The 19650-nt window shown below is 73.3% G+C and carries 19 protein-coding genes; 12 read left to right on the forward strand and 7 right to left on the reverse strand.

The genetic code is table 11. The features are described from left to right. The first annotated feature begins 39 nt into the window (after positions 1-39). Genes ACFYYT_RS01465 through ACFYYT_RS01480 form a run of 4 tightly spaced genes read left to right on the forward strand, consistent with a single transcriptional unit; the run spans position 40 to position 3950 of the window. Entirely contained in the window at positions 40-1446 is a 1407-nt protein-coding gene (locus ACFYYT_RS01465; protein WP_351825820.1) for a DUF6421 family protein, read from the forward strand. A 26-nt stretch (positions 1447-1472) separates the two neighbouring features. After that, positions 1473-2234, forward strand: a complete 762-nt coding sequence (locus ACFYYT_RS01470; RefSeq protein ID WP_351825822.1) for an SDR family oxidoreductase — start codon at positions 1473-1475, stop codon at positions 2232-2234. Next, entirely contained in the window at positions 2213-3307 is a 1095-nt protein-coding gene (locus ACFYYT_RS01475; RefSeq protein ID WP_351825824.1) for a low specificity L-threonine aldolase, read from the forward strand. The genes ACFYYT_RS01470 and ACFYYT_RS01475 overlap by 22 nt, the downstream gene beginning before the upstream one ends. A gap of 43 nt (positions 3308-3350) precedes the next feature. Further along, positions 3351-3950 (forward strand): transglutaminase family protein, encoded by a 600-nt coding sequence (locus ACFYYT_RS01480; RefSeq protein ID WP_351825826.1) that lies wholly within the window; start codon positions 3351-3353, stop codon positions 3948-3950. Here ACFYYT_RS01480 and ACFYYT_RS01485 read toward each other — a convergent pair. Beyond that, on the reverse strand, positions 3886-5157 hold the full coding sequence (locus ACFYYT_RS01485) for an MFS transporter (RefSeq protein WP_351825828.1): 1272 nt from the start codon (positions 5155-5157) through the stop codon (positions 3886-3888). The two genes, ACFYYT_RS01480 and ACFYYT_RS01485, sit on opposite strands and share 65 nt — an antisense overlap. Positions 5158-5259: 102 nt before the next feature. Continuing rightward, positions 5260-5982, reverse strand: coding sequence for a lysophospholipid acyltransferase family protein (locus ACFYYT_RS01490; protein WP_351825830.1), 723 nt, complete (start codon positions 5980-5982; stop codon positions 5260-5262). A gap of 216 nt (positions 5983-6198) precedes the next feature. Between ACFYYT_RS01490 and ACFYYT_RS01495 the strand changes: the two genes are divergently transcribed. The 5 genes from ACFYYT_RS01495 (at position 6199) to ACFYYT_RS01515 (ending at position 10933) form a co-directional block, all read left to right on the forward strand. Next, positions 6199-6591, forward strand: a complete 393-nt coding sequence (locus ACFYYT_RS01495) for a TlpA family protein disulfide reductase (protein WP_388606745.1) — start codon at positions 6199-6201, stop codon at positions 6589-6591. A gap of 247 nt (positions 6592-6838) precedes the next feature. After that, on the forward strand, positions 6839-7429 hold the full coding sequence (locus ACFYYT_RS01500; RefSeq protein WP_351825832.1) for a flavin reductase family protein: 591 nt from the start codon (positions 6839-6841) through the stop codon (positions 7427-7429). A 202-nt stretch (positions 7430-7631) separates the two neighbouring features. Beyond that, positions 7632-8417 (forward strand): electron transfer flavoprotein subunit beta/FixA family protein, encoded by a 786-nt coding sequence (locus ACFYYT_RS01505; protein WP_351825834.1) that lies wholly within the window; start codon positions 7632-7634, stop codon positions 8415-8417. A 58-nt stretch (positions 8418-8475) separates the two neighbouring features. Further along, entirely contained in the window at positions 8476-9450 is a 975-nt protein-coding gene (locus ACFYYT_RS01510; protein WP_351825836.1) for an electron transfer flavoprotein subunit alpha/FixB family protein, read from the forward strand. A gap of 184 nt (positions 9451-9634) precedes the next feature. Further along, positions 9635-10933 (forward strand): DUF6986 family protein, encoded by a 1299-nt coding sequence (locus tag ACFYYT_RS01515; RefSeq protein ID WP_351825838.1) that lies wholly within the window; start codon positions 9635-9637, stop codon positions 10931-10933. Positions 10934-11037: 104 nt separating this feature from the next. Here ACFYYT_RS01515 and ACFYYT_RS01520 read toward each other — a convergent pair whose 3' ends face one another. Next, entirely contained in the window at positions 11038-12027 is a 990-nt protein-coding gene (locus ACFYYT_RS01520) for a LacI family DNA-binding transcriptional regulator (RefSeq protein ID WP_388606890.1), read from the reverse strand. Between the two features lie 205 nt (positions 12028-12232). Here ACFYYT_RS01520 and ACFYYT_RS01525 point away from each other — a divergent pair, with 205 nt between their 5' ends. After that, complete coding sequence (locus ACFYYT_RS01525) at positions 12233-13267, forward strand: NUDIX domain-containing protein (protein ID WP_351825842.1); 1035 nt, start codon at positions 12233-12235, stop codon at positions 13265-13267. Between the two features lie 10 nt (positions 13268-13277). On the opposite strand, the gene ACFYYT_RS01530 is transcribed toward ACFYYT_RS01525, so the two are convergent. After that, the gene (locus ACFYYT_RS01530) at positions 13278-14267 is read right to left on the reverse strand and encodes a class I SAM-dependent methyltransferase (RefSeq protein WP_351825844.1); all 990 of its coding nucleotides are present in this window, start codon (positions 14265-14267) and stop codon (positions 13278-13280) included. Between the two features lie 78 nt (positions 14268-14345). Between ACFYYT_RS01530 and ACFYYT_RS01535 the strand changes: the two genes are divergently transcribed. Continuing rightward, on the forward strand, positions 14346-14990 hold the full coding sequence (locus ACFYYT_RS01535) for an XRE family transcriptional regulator (RefSeq protein WP_351825846.1): 645 nt from the start codon (positions 14346-14348) through the stop codon (positions 14988-14990). Between the two features lie 25 nt (positions 14991-15015). Here ACFYYT_RS01535 and ACFYYT_RS01540 read toward each other — a convergent pair whose 3' ends face one another. Together ACFYYT_RS01540 and ACFYYT_RS01545 are read right to left on the reverse strand one after the other, a co-directional pair. Continuing rightward, a complete protein-coding gene (locus tag ACFYYT_RS01540; protein WP_351825847.1) occupies positions 15016-15720 on the reverse strand; it encodes an MBL fold metallo-hydrolase in 705 nt (234 codons plus the stop codon). A gap of 215 nt (positions 15721-15935) precedes the next feature. Next, positions 15936-17300, reverse strand: a complete 1365-nt coding sequence (locus ACFYYT_RS01545) for a dipeptidase (protein WP_351825849.1) — start codon at positions 17298-17300, stop codon at positions 15936-15938. 390 nt (positions 17301-17690) lie between these two features. Between ACFYYT_RS01545 and ACFYYT_RS01550 the strand changes: the two genes are divergently transcribed. Then, complete coding sequence (locus ACFYYT_RS01550; RefSeq protein ID WP_351825860.1) at positions 17691-18881, forward strand: geranylgeranyl reductase family protein; 1191 nt, start codon at positions 17691-17693, stop codon at positions 18879-18881. 295 nt (positions 18882-19176) lie between these two features. On the opposite strand, the gene ACFYYT_RS01555 is transcribed toward ACFYYT_RS01550, so the two are convergent. Beyond that, complete coding sequence (locus ACFYYT_RS01555; protein ID WP_351825851.1) at positions 19177-19635, reverse strand: nitroreductase/quinone reductase family protein; 459 nt, start codon at positions 19633-19635, stop codon at positions 19177-19179. Positions 19636-19650: the final 15 nt, after the last annotated feature.

Genomic DNA, 19650 nt, shown 5'->3' on the forward strand with positions numbered 1-19650 from the left:
CGCTGTCTTGACGTGAGGTTCTCCTGTGGAGGAAGTGACATGACGGAAACTCTTGTGCCGGGTGCCGGCGGTGCCGTGATAACCGCTGGGGCGCGGGTGGTCGACCACCCCGCATGGCCCGAGCTCAAGGCCGCCGTGGAGGAGATCCGCCCCTGGCAGGCCAAGGACGGTTCGATCGACTTCGAGGCCGAGGGCGCGCCCGCGCCGGCCACCGTCGAGGCCGCCGTGGAGCGCGTGGCCGCGGCCGTCGAGGTGCTCTCCCCCCTGCTGCCGCACGCCCGGGCCTACCACCACGCGCTCGTCGCCGACCTGCGCAAGTGGGTGGCCGGCGGCTTCGGCGTGCCGGACTTCCTCGACTCCCTGCTGGCCTTCCACCCGGCCGGCGGCCGGGAGGACGGGCTCCAGCACCTCGTCGTCTTCCCCATGTACACCCAGAACGGCAACCCGGACCGCAACTTCGAGGCCGTCGTCCTGAAGATGGTGTGGCCCGAGTGGCTCTCCGAGCTGGAGCGCACCCGGTACGACAACCCGCTGTTCCTCGGCATCACCTTCGAGGACTTCACCCCGGGCTACGACACCCACTCCGCCGTGCTCTTCCCGGAGACCATCGCCGTCCGCGAGGCCCCCGAGCGCTTCACCTGGGGCGGCATCTTCTGTGACCGCGAGGCCGCCCGCTACCGCAAGGTGACCGCGGCCGCCGTCGACATCCTCGGCATCGAGCTGCCCGAGGACATCGCCCGCATGGTCGAGGACCAGGAGCGCTGCGAGAAGGCCTTCGTCCTGTGGGACATGGTCCACGACCGCACCCACAGCCACGGTGACCTGCCGTTCGACCCCTTCATGATCAAGCAGCGCCAGCCGTTCTGGATGTACGGCCTGGAGGAGCTGCGCTGCGACCTCACCGCCTTCAAGGAGGCCGTGAAGCTGGAGTCCGAGGGCAACGAGCACGGCCGCGACGTCCAGTACGCCGTCCTCTTCGACCGGATGTTCCGCTTCCCCGTCTCCGGCGACCGCAACCGCAACTACGACGGTCTCGGCGGCCAGCTGCTCTTCGCGTACCTCCACAAGCACGATGTCGTGCGCTGGACGGACAACACGCTGAAGATCGACTGGATGCGCGCCCCGCAGGTCACCAACCAGCTGTGCGCCGAGATCGAGGACCTCTACCGCGCGGGCATCGACCGCCCGAAGCTGGTCCACTGGTTCAAGGCGTACGAGCTCGTCTCCACCTACCTCGCCCCGCACCCGGGGTCCAAGTGGGCCAAGGGCCCCGACGCCCTCGACCTGACGCAGCCGCCGCGCAAGCTCGTCGACGACGTGCTCGCGGACGAGTTTCCGCTCAGCATGTTCTACGAGGCCCTCGCCAAGAAGCTCAAGGGTGTGATCGCCTCGACCAAGGGCATCACCGCCCTGAACGCCGAAGCGGCCGAGCGGGCCGCCGCGTGAGCACTCGCCCTCAGGAGGCTGCACAGATGAACGGCTCCGGGAACGGCAACGGCAGGCTCCACGGAGCGGTGGTCGCGGTGGCCGGGGCGGGCGGTCCCGCGGGGCGCGCGGTCCTGCTCCGCCTCGCCGAGGCGGGAGCCGTGGTCGTCGCCTCCGACGCCGATCCGGCACGGCTCGCCGAGGCCGTCGACGCGGCCCGCTACGCCCACGGCGGCGCCACCGTCACCGGTGACACCGTCGACCTGCTCGACCTGGCGGCCACCAAGGCCTGGGCCGAGCGCACCGAGAAGGAGTTCGGCCGGATCGACGGGGTCGTCCACCTGGTCGGCGGCTGGCGCGGCAGCAAGACCTTCACCGACGTCGACCTCGCAGACTGGGACTTCCTGGAGAAGCTCCTCATCCGCACCGTCCAGCACACCTCGCTCGCCTTCCACGACGGCCTGCTGCGCAGCGACCGCGGCCGGTTCGTGCTGGTCAGCCAGTCCGGCGCGCACAAGCCGGTCGCCAACAACGCCGCGTACAACGCGGGCAAGGCGGCCGCCGAGGCCTGGACCCTCGCCATGGCGGACTCCTTCCGCAAGGCGGGGGGCGAGGACGGCCCCGGCGCGGCGGCTGCGATCCTGGTCATCAAGGCACTGGTGCACGACGCGATGCGCGCCGAGCGCCCCAGTGCGAAGTTCGCGGGCTTCACCGACGTCAAGGAGCTGGCCGAGGCCATCGCCGGCGTGTGGGAGCGGTCCGCCTCCGATGTGAACGGACAGCGTCTGTGGCTCACCCCGCAACCGTGAGGACCGGGACCGGCAAGACCGACGCCCGGCGCCACCACGACCCGGCCGTGCGCGGATTCGCCAGCGACAACTACGCCGGCGTGCACCCCGAGGTGCTCGCCGCCGTGGCGCTCGCCAACGGCGGCCACCAGGTCGCGTACGGCGAGGACGAGTACACCGAACACCTGCAGAAGATCTTCCGCAGCCACTTCGGGCCGTACGCGCAGGCCTTCCCGGTCTTCAACGGCACCGGCGCGAACGTCACCGCCCTCCAGGCGATGACCGACCGCTGGGGCGCGGTGATCTGCGCCAAGAGCGCCCACATCAACGTGGACGAGGGCGGTGCGCCCGAGCGGATGGCGGGCCTCAAGCTGCTCGCCGTCCCCACGCCGGACGGCAAGCTCACCCCCGAGCTGATCGACCAGGAGGCCTGGGGCTTCGAAGACGAGCACCGGGCCATGCCGCAGGTCGTCTCGATCACGCAGAACACCGAGCTCGGCACGGTCTACACCCCGGACGAGATCAGGGCCATCTGCGAGCACGCCCACGGCCTCGGCATGAAGGTGCACCTCGACGGCGCCCGCATAGCCAACGCCGCGGCCTCGCTCAACGTGCCGATGCGCACCTTCACCAACGCGGTCGGGGTCGACGTGCTGTCGTACGGCGGCACGAAGAACGGCATGATGTTCGGCGAGGCCGTGGTGGTGCTCAACCCGGACGCGGTCCGGCAGATGAAGCACATCCGCAAGATGTCGATGCAGCTGGCCTCGAAGATGCGGTTCGTGTCGGTCCAGCTCGAAGCGCTGCTCGCGAAGGACCTGTGGCTGCGCAACGCCGCCCACGCGAACGCGATGGCGCAGCGGCTCGCGGCGGGCGTGCGCGAGACCGACGGGGTGGAGATCCTCTACCCGGTGCAGGCGAACGCCGTCTTCGCGCGGCTGCCGCACGAGGTCACGCGCCGGCTCCAGCAGCGCTACCGCTTCTACTTCTGGGACGAGGCCGCCGGTGACGTCCGCTGGATGTGCGGCTTCGACACGCAGGAGGAAGACGTGGACGGCTTCCTCCAGGCGCTGAAGGAAGAGCTCGCCCGGTAATTCGATAGTCATGCTGAAGCATGCATAGGTATGCTCCTGGATCATGGAAATGATCCAGGAGCGTTCCGACCTGTCCGCCTACCTCGCGGTGGACGAGGCGGTCGACCACGACCATCCGTACGTCCGCGAAACGGCCGACGCCCTCTGGACGGCCACCGGCGACGCCCTCGGCTACGCCGAAGCCGCCTTCGAGTTCGTCCGCGACGCCGTCGCGCACTCCGGCGACTCGGGGGACGACCGCGTCACCTGGCGGGCCTCCGACGTGCTGAGCACCCGCACCGGCATCTGCTACGCCAAGGCGCACGCCTTCGCCGCGCTGCTGCGCGCCCGGGGCATCCCGGCCGCCCTCTGCTACCAGCGCCTCACCGAGGACGACGGCTCCGACCCGGTCGTCCACGGCCTCGTCGCCCTCAAGCCGCCCGGCGCCGACCGCTGGTCGCGCGTCGACCCGCGCGGCAACAAGCCCGGCGTCGACGCCCGGTTCAGCCTGGACCGCGAACGCCTCGCCTTCCCCGTCCGCCCGGAACTCGGCGAGTGCGACTACCCCGCACTGCACGCCGCCCCGCACCCCCGCGCGCTCAGGGCGCTCCAGGAGTCCGCGGACCGGCGGGAGCTGTGGCGGAACCTGCCGACCGCCCTGTAGACAGTGCCGCCGCCGGCGCACCCGGCACCCGGACCAGCGCGTGCAGCGCCGCGGCCGCCAGCTGCAGCCCGGCGATCCCGAGGAGCAGCGACCGCGGCGGCGCGGACGCCGCCAGTCCCACCAGGGCCGCGCCCGCCGAGGCCGCCGTCAGCTTGAGCCCCGCCCCCAGGGTGAACACCTGGGCCCGTACCCCGTCCGGGGCGTGCGCCGAACGGATCCGCAGCGTGGCCGTCAGGAGCGGCCCGTCGCACACCCCGGCCGCCGCGAACGCCGCCGCCGTCCAGCCGACGCCGGGCGCGTAGGCCGCCGCCGCGAGCGCCAGCCCGGTGCCGGCCAGGGCCCAGCGGGCCAGCCGGGCGGGCGCGACGGACGTGATCCGGCCCAGCGTCAGCGAGCCGGCCAGCGCGCCCACCGCGAAGGCAGTCATCAGCACCCCGCCCGCGCCCGGACTGCCCAGACCGGCGGCCAGCAGGACCGAGGTGGTGGTCAGCGACCCGATGCCGACGAAGGCCAGGGTCGTCGCCGAGGTGATCGCCCGCAGCTCCCGCACCCGCCACAGGGCGGCCAGCCCCGCCCCCGGTCCGGCGCGCGGGGTGTCGCGGGGCGCGTCCGCCCGCGGGGCAGCGCCGTCCGCGTGGGAGGCCTCGTGCGGGGCCCCGTACGGGAGGGTGGCGGCCAGCGCCGCCGAGAGGGCCGCCGAGGCCGCCAGCACGGCCATCGCGTACGCCGCCGAGACGGGCGCCGCCACCAGGCCGACGGCCGCGGGGGCGGTCACCGCCGCCGCGTTGTAGGTGGTGGCGTCCCAGGCGTACGCGCGGTCCTGCTCCGGCCCCGCCGGGACCAGGGAGGCGACCAGGCTGGAGAGCCCGCCCGTCACGGTCGGCCCGCAGCCGCCGCCGAGCACCGCCACCGCGAGCACCACCGGCGTCGGAGCCCGGCCCAGCAGGACGGCCAGCGCCGCCACCGCCGCCGTGAAACCGGCCAGCGAGCCCGCGTAGAACAGCCGTGGCCGGCGCACCCGGGAGGCCAGGGTGCCCGCCAGCGGCGCGGCCAGCACGTGCGGCGCCAGCCAGGCGGTCAGTACGAAGGCCCCGTGCGCGGCGCTCCCCGTCCGCTCCAGCGCGAGCAGCACCACCGCCAGCCCCATGCCCTCGGAGGCGAAGCGCGCGGCCAGTGCCGCCGCCAGGTACCGCCCGAACCCGCCCACCGGCCAACCCCCTCCGCGCCGTACGGCCCGACGGCCGCACCCGACGCTACGCCGGACGGCCGCGCGACGGAAAGAGCGAGAAGAGCGCGAAGGGCGGCGGGATCAGCCCGCTTCCTTGACCTGCGCGGCGGTGGGGGCGGTGCCGCCCAGGTGGGCCGGCAGCCACCAGGAGTCCTCGGGACCCTTGGGCCGGGCCGGATAGGCGGCCTGGGCCGCATCCAGCAGCTCCTGCACGCGCTCGCGCAGGCGGCGGGTGATGGCGCCGGCGAACTGGTCGGCGGGGGCCTCCATGGGCTCACCGATGCGCATCGTCACCGGAATGTGGCTGCGCTTGAGGTCCTTGGGGCGGCCCTTGGTCCACAGCCGCTGGGTGCCCCACAGCGCCACCGGGATCAGCGGGACGCCGGCCTCCTGCGCCATGCGCGCGGCACCCGACTTGAAGCTCTTGAGGGTGAAGGACTGGGAGATCGTCGCCTCCGGGAAGACCCCGATGATCTCGCCGGAGCGCAGCGCGTCCAGCGCGTGCTGGTACGCCGTCTCACCCTGCTTTCGGTCCACCGGGATGTGCTTCATCGCCCGCATCAGCGGCCCGGAGACCTTGTGGCGGAAGACCGACTCCTTGGCCATGAAGCGCACCAGGCGCTTCTGCGGCCGCGCGGTCAGACCCGCGAAGATGAAGTCGAGGTAGCCGATGTGGTTCGACACCAGGACCGCCCCGCCCTTGCGCGGGATGTTCTCGGTGCCCGACATGTCGATCCGGATGTCCAGCGCGCGGAACAAGGTGTGCGCGGCGCCGATCACTGGGGGGTAGACGAGTTCAGCCATGCTGGGGAGACCCCGCTTTCTGCCTGGGGAGGTGCTCCCGGCCGGAAGTTACGGCAGCGTAGGTACGCGACCATGGGGATCGTGCCCCAAACACGGCCCGCTGACCAGTTCACAGGAGCGTGCCCGGGGAGATCCTCGTCACGCGGGGAATGCGCGACGCCGGGATGGTGCTGCGAACAGGGTACGTACAGGCGGACGGAGCAAGGGGGAGCGGGCGTGCCGGGAGGCGAACGGGGTGGTCGGACGGCGGACGCGGCGGCCGCTCACCCGGCGGACGCGGCGGCTCGCACGGCGGCCGGGCACGGGCCGCTGGGCGCGGCGGAGCTGGGCGGCGAACCGGGGGAGCGGGCCAGCCTGGTCCAGTTCTCCAGCGCGTTCTGCCAGCCCTGCCGGGCCACCCGCCGGATCCTGGCCGAGGTCGCCGCCCTGGTGGAAGGGGTCGCCCACATCGAGATCGACGCCGAACGCAACCTCGGGCTCGTGCGCGCCCTCGGCGTGGAGAAGACCCCGACCGTGCTCGTCCTGGACGCCGCCGGACGCATCGTGCGGCGCGCGGAGGGCATGCCTCGCAAGGCGGACGTGATCGCCGCCCTGGGGGCGGCCCTGTGACGGACGCGCCGGTGCGCGCGCCCGCACGCAGCGTGACGCGCCCGACATCTGACCGCCTTGGCTTGACTGTGTACACGGGAGATCGCCAGGCTGGCGGCATGCGGTATGAACTCCTGCTCTACGGGCGGGTCCACGTGGACCTCGTCCGCCACGCGAGCGCGCGCTGTCGGGATCACTGAACGCCTCCGAGCACCGATCCCCGATCCCGACCGCGCCCGCGACTCCCGCGGCAGAAGGAAGCCCTCCCATGACGGCCCCGACGCTCCCGACGGCCCCGTTCACCCCCTCCTCCGGCGACGGCCCGGACCACCCGGACCACCCGGCCCGCTCCGCCGGCGCCGCGCGCGCCACCGGCGCCCTGCCCGGGTCGCCCGATCTGCTCCGCTCCGTCTTCCGCCGGCACGCCGCCGGGGTCGCTGTGATCACCGCGGAGCAGGGCGGCCGCCCCGCCGGCTTCACCGCGACCTCGCTCAACTCCGTCTCCGCGGAACCGCCGCTGCTCTCCTTCACCATCGGCACGGGCGCCTCCAGCTGGCCCGCCGTACGGGACTCGGAGCACCTCGGCGTGCACATACTCGGCGAGCACCAAAGGGAGCTGGCCGGGCTCTTCGCGCGCAGCGGGGCCGACCGCTTCGGTCCCGGTACCGACTGGACGGCGGGGCCGCACGGCGTTCCGCTGCTCGACGGGGTGCTGGCGTGGCTGGTGTGCCGGGTGGTGGCCCGGGTGCCCGCCGGGGCGCACCGTGTGATCATCGCGGAGGTGGTGGCGGGGGACCCGGCCGGCGAGGGCCGCCCCCTGCTCTACCACCAGGGTCGCTTCAACGCGTTGCGCGACTGAATCGTCCCTGCTGGGGCGGGTTCGGGCGGCGTTGGCCAGATCACAGTTCGGCGGCCTTGCAACCTGTGGGGACCCGTTGTGTACTGACGAGTAACATTCCCTTCGGAGCGCGGGCCGCCCCGACCGGGATCCGCCCCAGAAGGCGCCTATGCTGCCTGCACAAGGCGGTACCAGTAAAAGACGATGCGGTAGGAGAGCCGGCGTGAGCCTGAGGATCGTTGTCTGTGTGAAGTACGTGCCCGACGCCACCGGTGACCGGCACTTCGCCGATGACCTGACCGTGGACCGCGACGACGTCGACGGCCTGCTGTCGGAGCTCGACGAGTACGCCGTCGAGCAGGCGCTGCAGATCGCCGACGAGGCGGACGACGCCGAGATCACCGTCCTGACGGTCGGCCCCGAGGACGCCAAGGACGCGCTGCGCAAGGCGCTGTCGATGGGCGCCGACAAGGCCATCCACGTCGAGGACGACGACCTGCACGGCAGCGACGTCATGGGCACCTCGCTGGTGCTCGCCAAGGCCATCGAGAAGGCCGGTTACGACCTGGTCATCACCGGCATGGCCTCGACGGACGGCACCATGGGCGTCCTCCCGGCGATCCTGGCCGAGCGCCTGGGCGTCCCGCAGGTCACCCTGCTGTCCGAGGTCAAGGTCGAGGACGGCACCGTGACGGGCCGCCGCGACGGTGACTCCGCCAGCGAGCAGCTCCAGGCCTCCCTCCCCGCGGTCGTCTCCGTGACCGACCAGTCGGGCGAGGCCCGCTACCCCTCCTTCAAGGGCATCATGGCCGCCAAGAAGAAGCCGGTGGAGTCCTGGGACCTGGAGGAGCTGGAGATCGAGTCCGACGAGGTCGGCCTCGAGGGCTCCTGGACCGCGGTCGACTCCGCGGCGCAGCGTCCGGCCCGCACCGCCGGCACCGTCGTCAAGGACGAGGGCGAGGGCGGCAAGCAGCTGGCCGAGTTCCTGGCCGGCCAGAAGTTCATCTAGAACTTCAGCCCCCCTTCACACGCCCCCAGACACTTCGCAATAGCAGGAGAGCAGTCCCATGGCTGAAGTTCTCGTCTACGTCGACCACGCGGACGGCGCCGTCCGCAAGCCCACCCTCGAGCTCCTGACGCTGGCCCGCCGCATCGGCGAGCCCGTCGCCGTCGCCCTCGGCGCCGGCGCGGAGGCCACCGCCGCCGTCCTGGCCGAGCACGGTGCCGTCAAGGTCCTCACCGCCGACGCCCCCGAGTTCGCCGACTACCTCGTCGTACCGAAGGTGGACGCGCTCCAGGCCGCGTACGACTCCGTGTCCGCCGCCGGCTCCCTCGCCGCCGTGCTCGTCCCGTCCTCCGCCGAGGGCAAGGAGATCGCGGCGCGCCTCGCCGTGCGCATCGGCTCCGGCATCATCACCGACGCCATCGACCTGGAGGCCGGTGACGAGGGTCCGGTCGCGACGCAGGCGGCCTTCGCCGCGTCGTTCACCACCAAGTCCCGCGTCTCCAAGGGCACCCCGGTCATCACGGTGAAGCCCAACTCCGCCGCGGTCGAGGCCGCCCCGGCCGCCGGCGCCGTCGAGGCGCTCGCCGTCACCTTCGGCGCCCTGGCCACCGGTACCAAGGTCACCGCGCGCACCCCGCGCGAGTCGACCGGCCGTCCGGAGCTGACCGAGGCCGCGATCGTCGTCTCCGGCGGCCGTGGCGTCAACGGCGCGGAGAACTTCCACCTCATCGAGGACCTCGCGGACTCCCTCGGTGCGGCGGTCGGTGCCTCCCGCGCCGCCGTCGACGCCGGCTGGTACCCGCACACCAACCAGGTCGGCCAGACCGGCAAGTCGGTCTCCCCGCAGCTGTACATCGCCTCCGGCATCTCGGGCGCGATCCAGCACCGGGCCGGCATGCAGACCTCGAAGACCATCGTGGCCATCAACAAGGACGCCGAGGCCCCGATCTTCGACCTGGTCGACTACGGCGTCGTCGGCGACCTCTTCGAGGTCGTCCCGCAGCTGACCGGCGAGATCAAGGCGCGCAAGGGCTGAACCCCCCGGGTCACTGCCTGACCTGCGTACTCTCCGCCTCCGGGGCCGTGTGGTGTTTGTCACCACACGGCCCCGAGTCGTTTGTCCAGGAGGGCGGGGGGACCATTGACGGAGCGGAACCCCATGGCTAAATTCTGCTATGCGGATCTAAGCTTCCGTGAAGCGGAAAAGAGGAGAGTGCACGATGGGTCAGCAGGAGAAGGTGGCGACGAGCCTCGCAGGCGCGGTCAGCGAGGGCATCAGCGCTTCCCTGGCGCCGGTGGACGCGGAACTCGCGCGGCACTACCCGGGCGACCCCGGCACCCGTCAGCCCATCCACACGGTCTACGTTCCCGGTGACGTCTTCGCGGCCGACACCATCCGCTCCTGGGGCGACCAGGCCCTCGCCGCCCTCGACGAGCACGCCCCGGACGCCGCGACCTTCGCCAAGGTCCTCGGCATCTCCGACGAGCTGGCCGTACCGGTCTACGACCGTGTCCGCGCCAAGCTCCTGCGCGAGCCGATCGAGGACCTCCGCGTGGACTTCGAGGACGGCTTCGGCGTCCGCTCCGACGAGGAGGAGGACCAGGCCGCCGCCCGCGCCGCCCGCCTCGTCTCGGAAGCCTTCGCCAACGGCACGAACGCCCCGTACATGGGTGTCCGCATGAAGTGCATGGAGTCCAACGTCCGCGACCGCGGCATCCGCACCACGGACATCTTCCTGTCCGGGCTGCTCGCACACGGCGGCCTGCCCGAGGGCCTGGTCCTGACCCTGCCGAAGGTCACCTACGCCGAGCAGGTCAGCGCCTTCGTCAAGCTGCTGGAGGCCTTCGAGATCACCCGCGGCCTGCGCCCGGGCCGGATCGGCTTCGAGATCCAGATCGAGACCAGCCAGTCCATCGTCGCCTCCGACGGCACCGCCACGGTCGCCCGGATGATCGAGGCCGCCAAGGGCCGCGCCACCGGGCTGCACTACGGCACCTTCGACTACAGCGCCTGCGTCGGGGTCTCCGCCGCCTACCAGTCGAGCGACCACCCCGCCGCCGACCACGCGAAGGCCATCATGCAGGTCGCGGCCGCGGGCACCGGCGTACGCGTCTCCGACGGCTCGACCAACGTCCTGCCGATCGGCACCACCGAGCACGTCCACGAGGCCTGGAAGCTCCACTACGGCCTCACCCGCCGCGCCCTGGCCCGCGCCTACTACCAGGGCTGGGACATGCACCCGGCCCACCTCCCGACCCGCTACGCGGCCGTCTTCACCTTCTACCGCGAGGGCCTGGAGACCGCGGCGGCCCGTCTGAAGGCGTACGTCGCCAAGATCGAGGGCGACGTCATGGACGAGCCCGCCACGGCCAAGGCCCTGGCCGGCTACCTGGTCCGCGGCCTCGACTGCGGCGCGGTCGGCGCCGACGAGGTCACCGCCCTCACCGGCCTCACCCGCGCCGAACTGGACGCCTTCGCCATCCCCCGCCGCTCCGCCACCCTGACGGCCACCGCCTGATCACCCGTCGCCCGCCCGGCCCGTCCCCGCGTCACCGGGGGGCGGGCCGTCGGCGCGTACGGTGCCGGCGGATCCGGCACGCGGACGGAGCGGGCCGCGCGGGCTCACCCGGTGATCGGCGGGAGTTCGCCCGAGCCGCGGGGGACGAGGCGGGTGGGGAGTTCGATGCGGGCCGGGGGGAGGGCGGCGCCGGCGAGGCGCTGGAAGAGGCGGTCCGTGGCCACCCGGCCCAGGGCCGCCGCGTCCTGGGCGACGACCGTGACGCCCGGCCGGAGCAGATCGGCGAGCTCGAAGTCGTCGAAGCCCACCAGGGCGACGGGGTGCGGGTGTTCGGCCAGCACGCGGACCACCGTGACCGTGACCCGGTTGTTGCCCGCGAAGAGCGCCGTGACCGGGTCGGGACCCGTCAGCATCGCGCGGGCCGCCGCCGCGACGCGGGCCGGGCCGGTGGAGCCGAGGGAGACCCAGGACCCGTTCACGGGCAGGCCCGCCCCGGCCATCGCGGCGCGGTAGCCGCGCAGGCGCTCCGTCGCGGTGTGGATGCGGGGGTGATCACCGATGAAGCCGATGCGCCGGTGGCCGCCCGCGATGAGGTGCGCCACCCCGTCCCGGGCACCGCCGAAGCTGTCCGACAGGACGACGTCCGCGTCGATCCGGCCCGCCGGGCGGTCCACGAACACCGTCGCCACGCCCGCCCGCATCTCCGGCTCCAGGTAGCGGTGGTCGTCCCCGGCGGGGATCACGATCAGCCCGTCCACCCGGCGCGCGCACAGCGCGAGCGCCAACTCCCGCTCGCGGTCCGGGTCCTGGGCACTGGAACCGTTGATGAGCAGCGCCCCGTGCGTCCGGGCCACCTCCTCCACGGCCCGGTTGAGCGGCCCGTAGAAGGGGTCGGCGAGGTCCTCCAGGACCAGGCCCACCGTCGCGGTGCGCCCCTTGCGCAGGACGCGCGCGCTGTCGTTGCGGCGGAACCCGAGGGCCTCGATGGCCTCCTGGACCCGCCGTTCGGTGTCGGGGGTGACCCCAGGCTCGCCGTTGACGACCCGTGAGACGGTCTTCAGGCCCACGCCCGCCCGGGCCGCCACGTCCTTCATGGTCGGCCGGTTGCCGTAGCGGGGCTCGGACGGCTGACGGGTCTGCGGCACGGCGGGGAGACCTCCTGGGACGACGGCGGCGCGGCTTTGATCCCGGCCCTGACCTTGAGGATAAGCACTCGGCCGGAGAGCGGGTTTCCGTGGCAGGGTGGGGCGGGCAAGCCACAGGGGGCTTGGGAGCCGAGCCCTGGGGAGAGGGGTAGACGTGATTGTCTGGATCAACGGCACGTTCGGTGCCGGGAAGACCAGCACGGCGCGCGAACTGGCCGGACTCCTGCCGGACGGAACCCTGTACGACCCGGAGCTCATAGGTGACGCGGTGCGCCGGCTGCTGCCGCGCAAGCGCCTCGCCGAAGTGAGCGACTACCAGGACCTGCCGAGCTGGCGGCGGCTCGTCGTGGACGCGGCGGCGGCGGTGCTCGCGGAGACGGGCGGGGTGCTGGTGGTGCCGATGACGCTGCTGCGCCAGGACTACCGGGACGAGATCTTCGGCGGTCTGGCCGCGCGCCGGATCCCGGTGCGGCATGTCCTGCTGGCCCCGGAGGAAACGATCCTGCGCGAGCGCCTGGCGAAACGCCGCCGGGAGGAACCCGAGCCGGCGGACCCGCGGGACCTCACCTGGGGGGTCGACCACATCCCCCGCTACCTCCAGGCGCTGTCCTGGCTGACCGGTGACGCGCACGTCATCGACAACGGGCGCCTGACGCCGCGCGAGACCGCCGAACGGATCGCGGAGGCCGTCCGCACCGGCACCGCGGCCGTCTGCGACATCGTGCAGACCCCGGAACCGACGCGGGAGACGGTGGCGGCGGGGGTGCTGCTCTTCGACGACCGGGACCGGGTGCTCCTGGTGGATCCGACGTACAAGCCGGGCTGGGAGTTCCCGGGCGGGGTCGTCGAGGCCGGTGAGGCCCCCGCGTGCGCGGGCGTACGGGAGGTCGCGGAGGAACTGGGCCTGACCCTGGACCGGGCGCCCGGTCTGCTGGTGGTCGACTGGGAGCCGCCCCGCTCACCGGCGTACGGGGGCCTGCGGCTGCTCTTCGACGGCGGCCGGCTCGGCGCGGCGGACACCGGACGGCTCCGGCTGCCCGGCCCGGAGCTGCGCGCCTGGCGGTTCGTCACCGAGGAGGAGGCCGCCGGGCTGCTGCCGCGCCAGCGCTACGACCGGCTGCGCTGGGCGCTGCGGGCCCGCGAACGCGGCCGCCCCCTGTACCTGGAGGCGGGCCGCCCGACCCCGTGACCGGCCGGCGTCAGCGCGCCGGGCGGGTGCCGGTGAAGACGGTGACGGCCGACAGGAGGAAGACGTCGGGCCGCCGCAGGATGCCCTCGGCCGCCTCCGGGTCGGTCAGGACGTCGAGGGTCGCCAGGTCCTCCGCGTCCAGCTGACCGGTCATCGCCTCCCGCAGCCGTGTCAGCTGGGAGTGCAGGAACGCGCGGCCCGGACCGGGGAGCGGGGCGGGCAGATCGAGGAGGGAGGTGAAGGAGCCCACTCCGGTCAGTCCGGCCCGGCCGAGCATCGCGGGCCAGTCCTCGCGCACGCGGACGCTGTCGGGCAGCCCGGCGCGCATGGCCTGGAACCGCTCCTCTTGGGCGGCGTCGAGCCGGGCCTGGAGCCCCGGGCGGCCCAGACCGATGTCGCGGGGGAGGTACCGCATCGGCAGACCGCCCTCCGCCACCGCGAGCAGGCCGCCCGGGCGCAGGAGGCCGGCCAGCGCGTCCAGGGCGCCCTGCTGGTCACCGATGTGGTGCACGGCCTTGCTGCTCCAGATCAGGTCGGCGGGGCCGGGGCCGGACTCGCCCGCCAGGGCCGCCAGGTCCTCGGGCAGCCGGGCGTGGCGGACCGATACGCGGCCGCCGGTGAGGCCGAGCCGCTCGGCGCGGGCCAGGGCGCGGGCCAGCAGGGCGGGGGTGCCGTCCACGGCCACGGCTTCGGCGTGCGGGAAGGTCTCGGCGAAGACGCCGGTCATCACTCCGGGCCCGCTGCCGATGTCGAGGACGCGCCGGACCGGGTGGCCCGGGCCGAGCAGCGCGCGCAGCCGGGTCGCCGTGTCGCGGTAGGCGGGGAGGTGCAGTTCGGCGCCGGTCTCCAGGTGGGTGGCCAGGGTCTCCCAGTCGGCGTCGGTGGCGGTGTGACCGTGACCTCCGTGATCCCCGTGGCTCCCGTGACCCTCATGGCTCCCGTGACTCCCCTGGCCCTTGGGGGTGTCGTGGCGTTCGTGGGCGGGGGTGTGTGCGCTCATGCCGAGGAGGGTGCGGCGGGGAGGAGGGGAATGGCAACTTGTGTTGCCGATTCCGGGAAACCGGAGTGGAATGCCCGGATGGAGACACCGCCGGAAACACCGCACGACACGCCCCCGGACACACCCCCGGACACACCCCCGGAAGCCCCGGCCCCCTACCGGACGGTCCTCGACGAGGTGGCCCCACGGCTGAAGCGGCTGCGCGCGCAGCGCGGCCTCACCCTCGCCGCCCTCTCCGAAGCGACCGGCATCTCCAAGAGCACCCTTTCCCGGCTGGAGTCGGGACAGCGCCGCCCCAGCCTGGAACTGCTGCTGCCGCTCGCCGGGGCCTACCGGGTGCCGCTCGACGACCTGGTCGGGGCGCCCGAGGTGGGGGACCCCCGGGTCCGGCTCAAGCCGCACCCACTGCCCCACGGCGGTTCGTTCGTCCCGCTGACCCGTGGCCCGGGCCCCCTCCAGGCGTACAAGATGATCATCACCGACCGGGGTTCGGAGCCCGATCGCCGTACGCACGAGGGCTACGAGTGGCTCTACGTGCTCCACGGCAAGCTGCGGCTCGTCCTCGCCGAGCACGACCTGGTCCTCGGGCCCGGCGAGGCCGCCGAGTTCGACACCAGGACGCCCCACTGGTTCAGCAGTGCCGACGGGCAGCCCGTCGAGGTGCTGAGCCTCTTCGGCAGGCAGGGCGAGCGGATGCACGTACGGGCCAAGCCCCAGGCGTGAGCCGGGGCCGCGGCCGGGGCTCCGGTCAGCCGGTGGGCGCGGTGGCGGCGTCCGCAGCCGCCCGGAGGGTGGCCGCGGTGTCCGTCACCCACGGGTCGCCGTGGCCGAAGCAGGCCACCTGCGGTTCGAGGGCGGCCAGGCGCCGGAAGGAGTCCAGGGCCCGGGCGCGGTCGACGTTGAACACCCCGAGCATCACCTGCCCCACACCGGCCACGCAGTCACCGGTGAAGAGCACCCCGTGGGCCGGCAGGTGGACGCCGATGCTGCCCGGCGTGTGTCCCGGGGCGTGGACCACGACCGCTCCGTCCCCGAAGGGCAGGACGTCGCCGTCCTCCAGCTCCCGGTCGACCCGGGTCGCCGGGGCCTCGGGCGTCGTCAACCCGTGCGCGTACAGCGGGATCTCCCAGTCCAGCAACACCGGTTCGGGCACCGGCAGTTCGCCCCGGATGACGGGGGCGTCCAGCCGGTGGGCGGCCACCTCCGCCCCCCGGCGGGCGGCGAGTTCACCGGCCGCCCCGACGTGGTCCCGGTGACAGTGGGTCAGGACGATCCGCTCCAGCCGCTCCGGCACGAGCCCGAGGGAACGCATCGCCCCCTCGATGGCGTCGGCGGACCCGGCGTGGCCGGCGTCGATCAGGGTCACCGCTCCGCCGTCCTGCCAGAGGTAGGCCTGGCCGATGGGGAAGCGCAGCATGTGGAGGCGCTGGGGGAGTACTTCGACGATGTCCATGCCGGGGAGCCTAGGCACCGGCTCCGCCCCGGCGGCCGTGACTTCGCGGCGGGCGAAGTGCGCGCACAGCGCAGTACGCCGGACGCGGAAAGGGACGCGGAAACGGGACCCGGGACGCACGACGCCCGGGACGTCTCGCGTCCCGGGCGTCGTGCGTCGTGCGTCGTCGTGCTCCGGCCTGCGCCGTGCGGCCTGCGTCGTCGGGCCGGCCGGCCTCAGGCGCGCTTGGACTCCGCGTAGTTGACCAGGAAGAGGGCCTCAGCCACCGACAGGCGCTCCAGCTCCTCCGGGGAGACGCTCTCGTTCACCGCGTGGATCTGCGCCTCCGGCTCGCTCAGACCGATCAGCAGCATCTCCGCGTCCGGGTACAGGGACGTCAGCGTGTTGCACAGCGGGATCGACCCGCCCATGCCGCTGATCTGCATCTCCTGGCCGTCGTACGCCTCCCGCAGGGCCGCCGCCATCGACGCGTACGCCGGGCTGGTGGTGTCCGCCTGGAAGGGCTGGCCCTGTCCGACGACCTCCAGCTCCAGCTTCGCCTGCCACGGCGTGTGGGCGACCAGGTGGGCCTCCAGCAGCTTGATGGCCTCGGCGGTGTCCACGCCCGGCGGCACGCGCAGGCTGATCAGCGCACCCGCGCTCGCGTGCACCGACGGGGTCGCGCCGATCACCGGCGGGCAGTCGATGCCGAGCACGGTGACGGCCGGACGGGCCCACAGCCGGTCCGCGATGGTGCCCTCGCCGATCAGGCCGACACCGTCCAGGACCTTGGCGTCGGAGCGGAAGTCGGCCTCCGGGTACTGCAGGCCCTCCCACACCGCGTCCGAGGCGAGCCCGTCCACGGTGGTCGAACCGTCCGCCGCGCGCAGCGAGTCCAGCAGCCGGATCAGGGCGGCGAGCGCGTCGGGGGCCACGCCGCCGAACATGCCGGAGTGCAGGTTGCCGCCCAGGGTGTCGATCTTCACCTTGACCAGCGTCATGCCGCGCAGGGTGGCCGTGACGGTCGGCAGGCCCAGGCGGAAGTTGCCCGCGTCGCCGATGACGATGGTGTCGGCGACGAGGAGCTCCGGGTGGGCCTCGGCGTACTGCTGGAGGCCGCCGGTGCCCTGCTCCTCCGAGCCCTCGACGATCACCTTGACGGAGACGGGCACCCCGCCGTTCGCCTTCAGCGCACGCAGCGCCAGCAGGTGCAGGATGAAGCCGCCCTTGCAGTCGGCGGCGCCGCGCCCGTACCAGCGGCCGTCGCGCTCGGTCAGCTCGAACGCGGGGGAGATCCAGGCGTCGTCGTCCAGCGGCGGCTGCACGTCGTAGTGCGCGTAGAGGAGGGCGGTCGGCGCGCCCTCGGGTCCGGGCAGGAAGCCGTACACGGACTGGGTGCCGTCGGGGGTGTCGAGCAGCGCCACGTCCTGGAAGCCCTCGGCGCGCAGGGCGTCGGCCACCCAGTTAGCGGCGCCCTCGCTCTCGCTCCGGGGGAACTGGGCCCAGTCCGCGACCGACTGGAAGGCCACCAACTCGGCCAGCTCCGCCTTGGCGCGGGGCATCAGCGAGGCGACGGTCTCGGCGATCGGATTCTGGGACATGGGCACGCTCCTCGTGGGTGCGACGTTTATGTGGGTGCCGGGTAAGGCGAAAGCAAGGTGAAAGACAGTGCCGATCCTCGCACAGAGGGGCGAGGCGACTCTGCCCGTAGGATTTCCACGGCATCGGAGCAACCGCGTGATCAGGAGCAGCAGCACATCGTGAGCAGCGACGACGACGTTAACGGCGCAATCGCAGGGCAGGCCGCTCGGGGGGCGGACGGCGACGGGACGGCGGCCGCCGCACCGGAAGGACGCGCGGAACGCGCGGAACACGCGCGGGAGCGGGCCCAGGAGCCCGCGCAGGTGGACGAGGAGGCCGGAGGGGCCGGGGCGGCCGCCGTACCGGCACCGGCCGGGAGCCCGGAGGAGGTTCCCGGGGGATCCGGTGAGGTGTGGGACGTCGTCGTGGTGGGCGCCGGACCGGCCGGGGCCTCGGCGGCCTACGCGGCGGCATCGGCGGGGCGGAGCGTCCTGCTGCTGGAGAAGGCCCGACTGCCCCGGTACAAGACCTGCGGCGGCGGCATCATCGGCCCCTCGCGCGACGCCCTGCCGCCGGGCTTCGTGCTGCCCTTCAAGGACCGCGTCCATGCCGTCACCTTCTCCCACAACGGGAAGCTGACCCGCACCCGGCGCTCGAAGGGGATGCTCTTCGGGCTCGTCAACCGGCCGGAGTTCGACGCGGCCCTGGTCGCCGAGGCGGAGAAGGCCGGCGCCACGCTCCGTACGGGGACGGCCGTGACCCGCGTCGAGCAGCACGGTACGGCGGTGCCCGACCGGCGTACGGTCGCGGTGGTCCTCGCGGACGGCGAGACGGTGCTCGCCCGGGCCGTGGTCGGCGCGGACGGCAGCGCCAGCCGGATCGGCGCGCACGTCGGGGTGGAGATGGACCAGGTCGACCTGGGTCTGGAGGCGGAGATCCCCGTCCCGGCGACGGTCGCCGCGGACTGGAAGGGCCGCGTCCTGATCGACTGGGGTCCGCTGCCCGGCAGTTACGGCTGGGTCTTCCCCAAGGGCGACACCCTCACCGTCGGGGTCATCTCGGCGAAGGGCGACGGCGCCGCGACCAAGCGCTACCTGGACGACTTCATCGGGCGGCTGGGCCTGGCCGGCTTCGAGCCGGAGATCTCCTCCGGGCACCTGACCCGCTGCCGCAAGCCCGACTCACCGCTCTCGCGCGGCCGGGTGCTGGTGGCGGGCGACGCGGCCGGTCTGCTGGAGCCGTGGACCCGGGAGGGTATCTCCTTCGCGCTGCGCTCGGGGCGGCTCGCGGGGGAGTGGGCCGTGAAGATCTCCGAGGCGCAGGACGCGGTGGACGCGCGGCGTCAGGCACTCAACTACGCCTTCGCGGTCAAGGCGGGGCTGGGCGTGGAGATGGGCGTCGGCAAGCGGATGCTGACGGTGTTCGAGTCCCGCCCGGCGATGCTGCACCTTGCCATCACGGGTGTGCGGCCCGCGTGGCTGGCGTTCGCCCGGATCACGCGCGGGTCGATGACGCTGGCCGACCTGGTGCGTACGTACCCGCTCGCGCGCAAGGCCCTGCACCTGCTGGACGCCCGCCAGGCCCGAGGCGGCCGGAGCTAGGCCGTCTCTTCCGGATCTTGCCTGGCCCGCGCTGCCCGGCACCGCACCTCGCCGCGTTGTCGGGGCACCCGGGTACGCCCAGTACACGGGCGCCCCTCTGCCGTGCGAGGCACGGCACCGGACAACGCGGGCAGGGCCGACAAGAGCCGAAGGAGACGTCCTAGCCGGACCGGGCCCCGGTGCGCCGTGGCGTTCCGCGTGGCGGGTGCCGGCCCGAGTGGTCGGCGCCCGGCGGCGCGGGTCGCCACGGCGCACCGGGGCTCCGTCGTGCCCGCGTGGCGTCCGCTCCCGGAGGTCAGTGGGCGACCGTGATGCGGAAGACGGGGTGGTCGGCGGCGGCCGCCCGGAGTTCGGTGTCGGAGGAGTTCGCCGTGACGCCCTGGAAGAACCGGTTGACCTCCCAGCCCCACTTCTCCAGGTAGGCGCGCAGTACGGCCGCCTTCTCCGCCGGGTCGGTCAGCTCCGTGACGGTGAAGGCGCGGACCTTGCGGCCCACGCGCAGCTCGCCCCCGCCCGCGGCCCGCATGTTGCGGACCCACTGGGAGTGGCCGCGGGCCGAGACCAGGTACTGGGCGCCCTCGTACGTGTGCGGGTTGACCGGGATCCGCTGCATCTGCCCCGACGTCCGGCCGCGCACCGACAGTTCGGCGGTCCCGGCGAAGCTGATGCCGAGGCGGGCGAGCTTGCCGAGGAGGGCGTTGAAACGGACGCCGACCGGGCCGGCCTGGACGTAGTAGGGGGTGGGCGCGTTCATGGTGGCCTCCGGGGC

This window comes from Streptomyces sp. NPDC002032 (assembly GCF_042890765.1).
GTDB lineage: Bacteria > Actinomycetota > Actinomycetes > Streptomycetales > Streptomycetaceae > Streptomyces.

Excerpts from the sequence above, each read along its gene's own strand:
- ACFYYT_RS01555 (WP_351825851.1), bottom strand. The coding sequence starts at position 19,635 with ATGAACGCGCCCACCCCCTACTACGTCCAGGCCGGCCCGGTCGGCGTC.
- ACFYYT_RS01510 (WP_351825836.1), top strand. The coding sequence starts at position 8,476 with ATGGCTGAAGTTCTCGTCTACGTCGACCACGCGGACGGCGCCGTCCGC.
- ACFYYT_RS01520 (WP_388606890.1), bottom strand. The coding sequence starts at position 12,027 with ATGAAGGACGTGGCGGCCCGGGCGGGCGTGGGCCTGAAGACCGTCTCA.
- ACFYYT_RS01480 (WP_351825826.1), top strand. The coding sequence starts at position 3,351 with ATGGAAATGATCCAGGAGCGTTCCGACCTGTCCGCCTACCTCGCGGTG.
- ACFYYT_RS01470 (WP_351825822.1), top strand. The coding sequence starts at position 1,473 with ATGAACGGCTCCGGGAACGGCAACGGCAGGCTCCACGGAGCGGTGGTC.
- ACFYYT_RS01500 (WP_351825832.1), top strand. The coding sequence starts at position 6,839 with ATGACGGCCCCGACGCTCCCGACGGCCCCGTTCACCCCCTCCTCCGGC.
- ACFYYT_RS01465 (WP_351825820.1), top strand. The coding sequence starts at position 40 with ATGACGGAAACTCTTGTGCCGGGTGCCGGCGGTGCCGTGATAACCGCT.
- ACFYYT_RS01545 (WP_351825849.1), bottom strand. The coding sequence starts at position 17,300 with ATGTCCCAGAATCCGATCGCCGAGACCGTCGCCTCGCTGATGCCCCGC.
- ACFYYT_RS01535 (WP_351825846.1), top strand. The coding sequence starts at position 14,346 with ATGGAGACACCGCCGGAAACACCGCACGACACGCCCCCGGACACACCC.
- ACFYYT_RS01540 (WP_351825847.1), bottom strand. The coding sequence starts at position 15,720 with ATGGACATCGTCGAAGTACTCCCCCAGCGCCTCCACATGCTGCGCTTC.
- ACFYYT_RS01530 (WP_351825844.1), bottom strand. The coding sequence starts at position 14,267 with ATGAGCGCACACACCCCCGCCCACGAACGCCACGACACCCCCAAGGGC.
- ACFYYT_RS01515 (WP_351825838.1), top strand. The coding sequence starts at position 9,635 with ATGGGTCAGCAGGAGAAGGTGGCGACGAGCCTCGCAGGCGCGGTCAGC.
- ACFYYT_RS01490 (WP_351825830.1), bottom strand. The coding sequence starts at position 5,982 with ATGGCTGAACTCGTCTACCCCCCAGTGATCGGCGCCGCGCACACCTTG.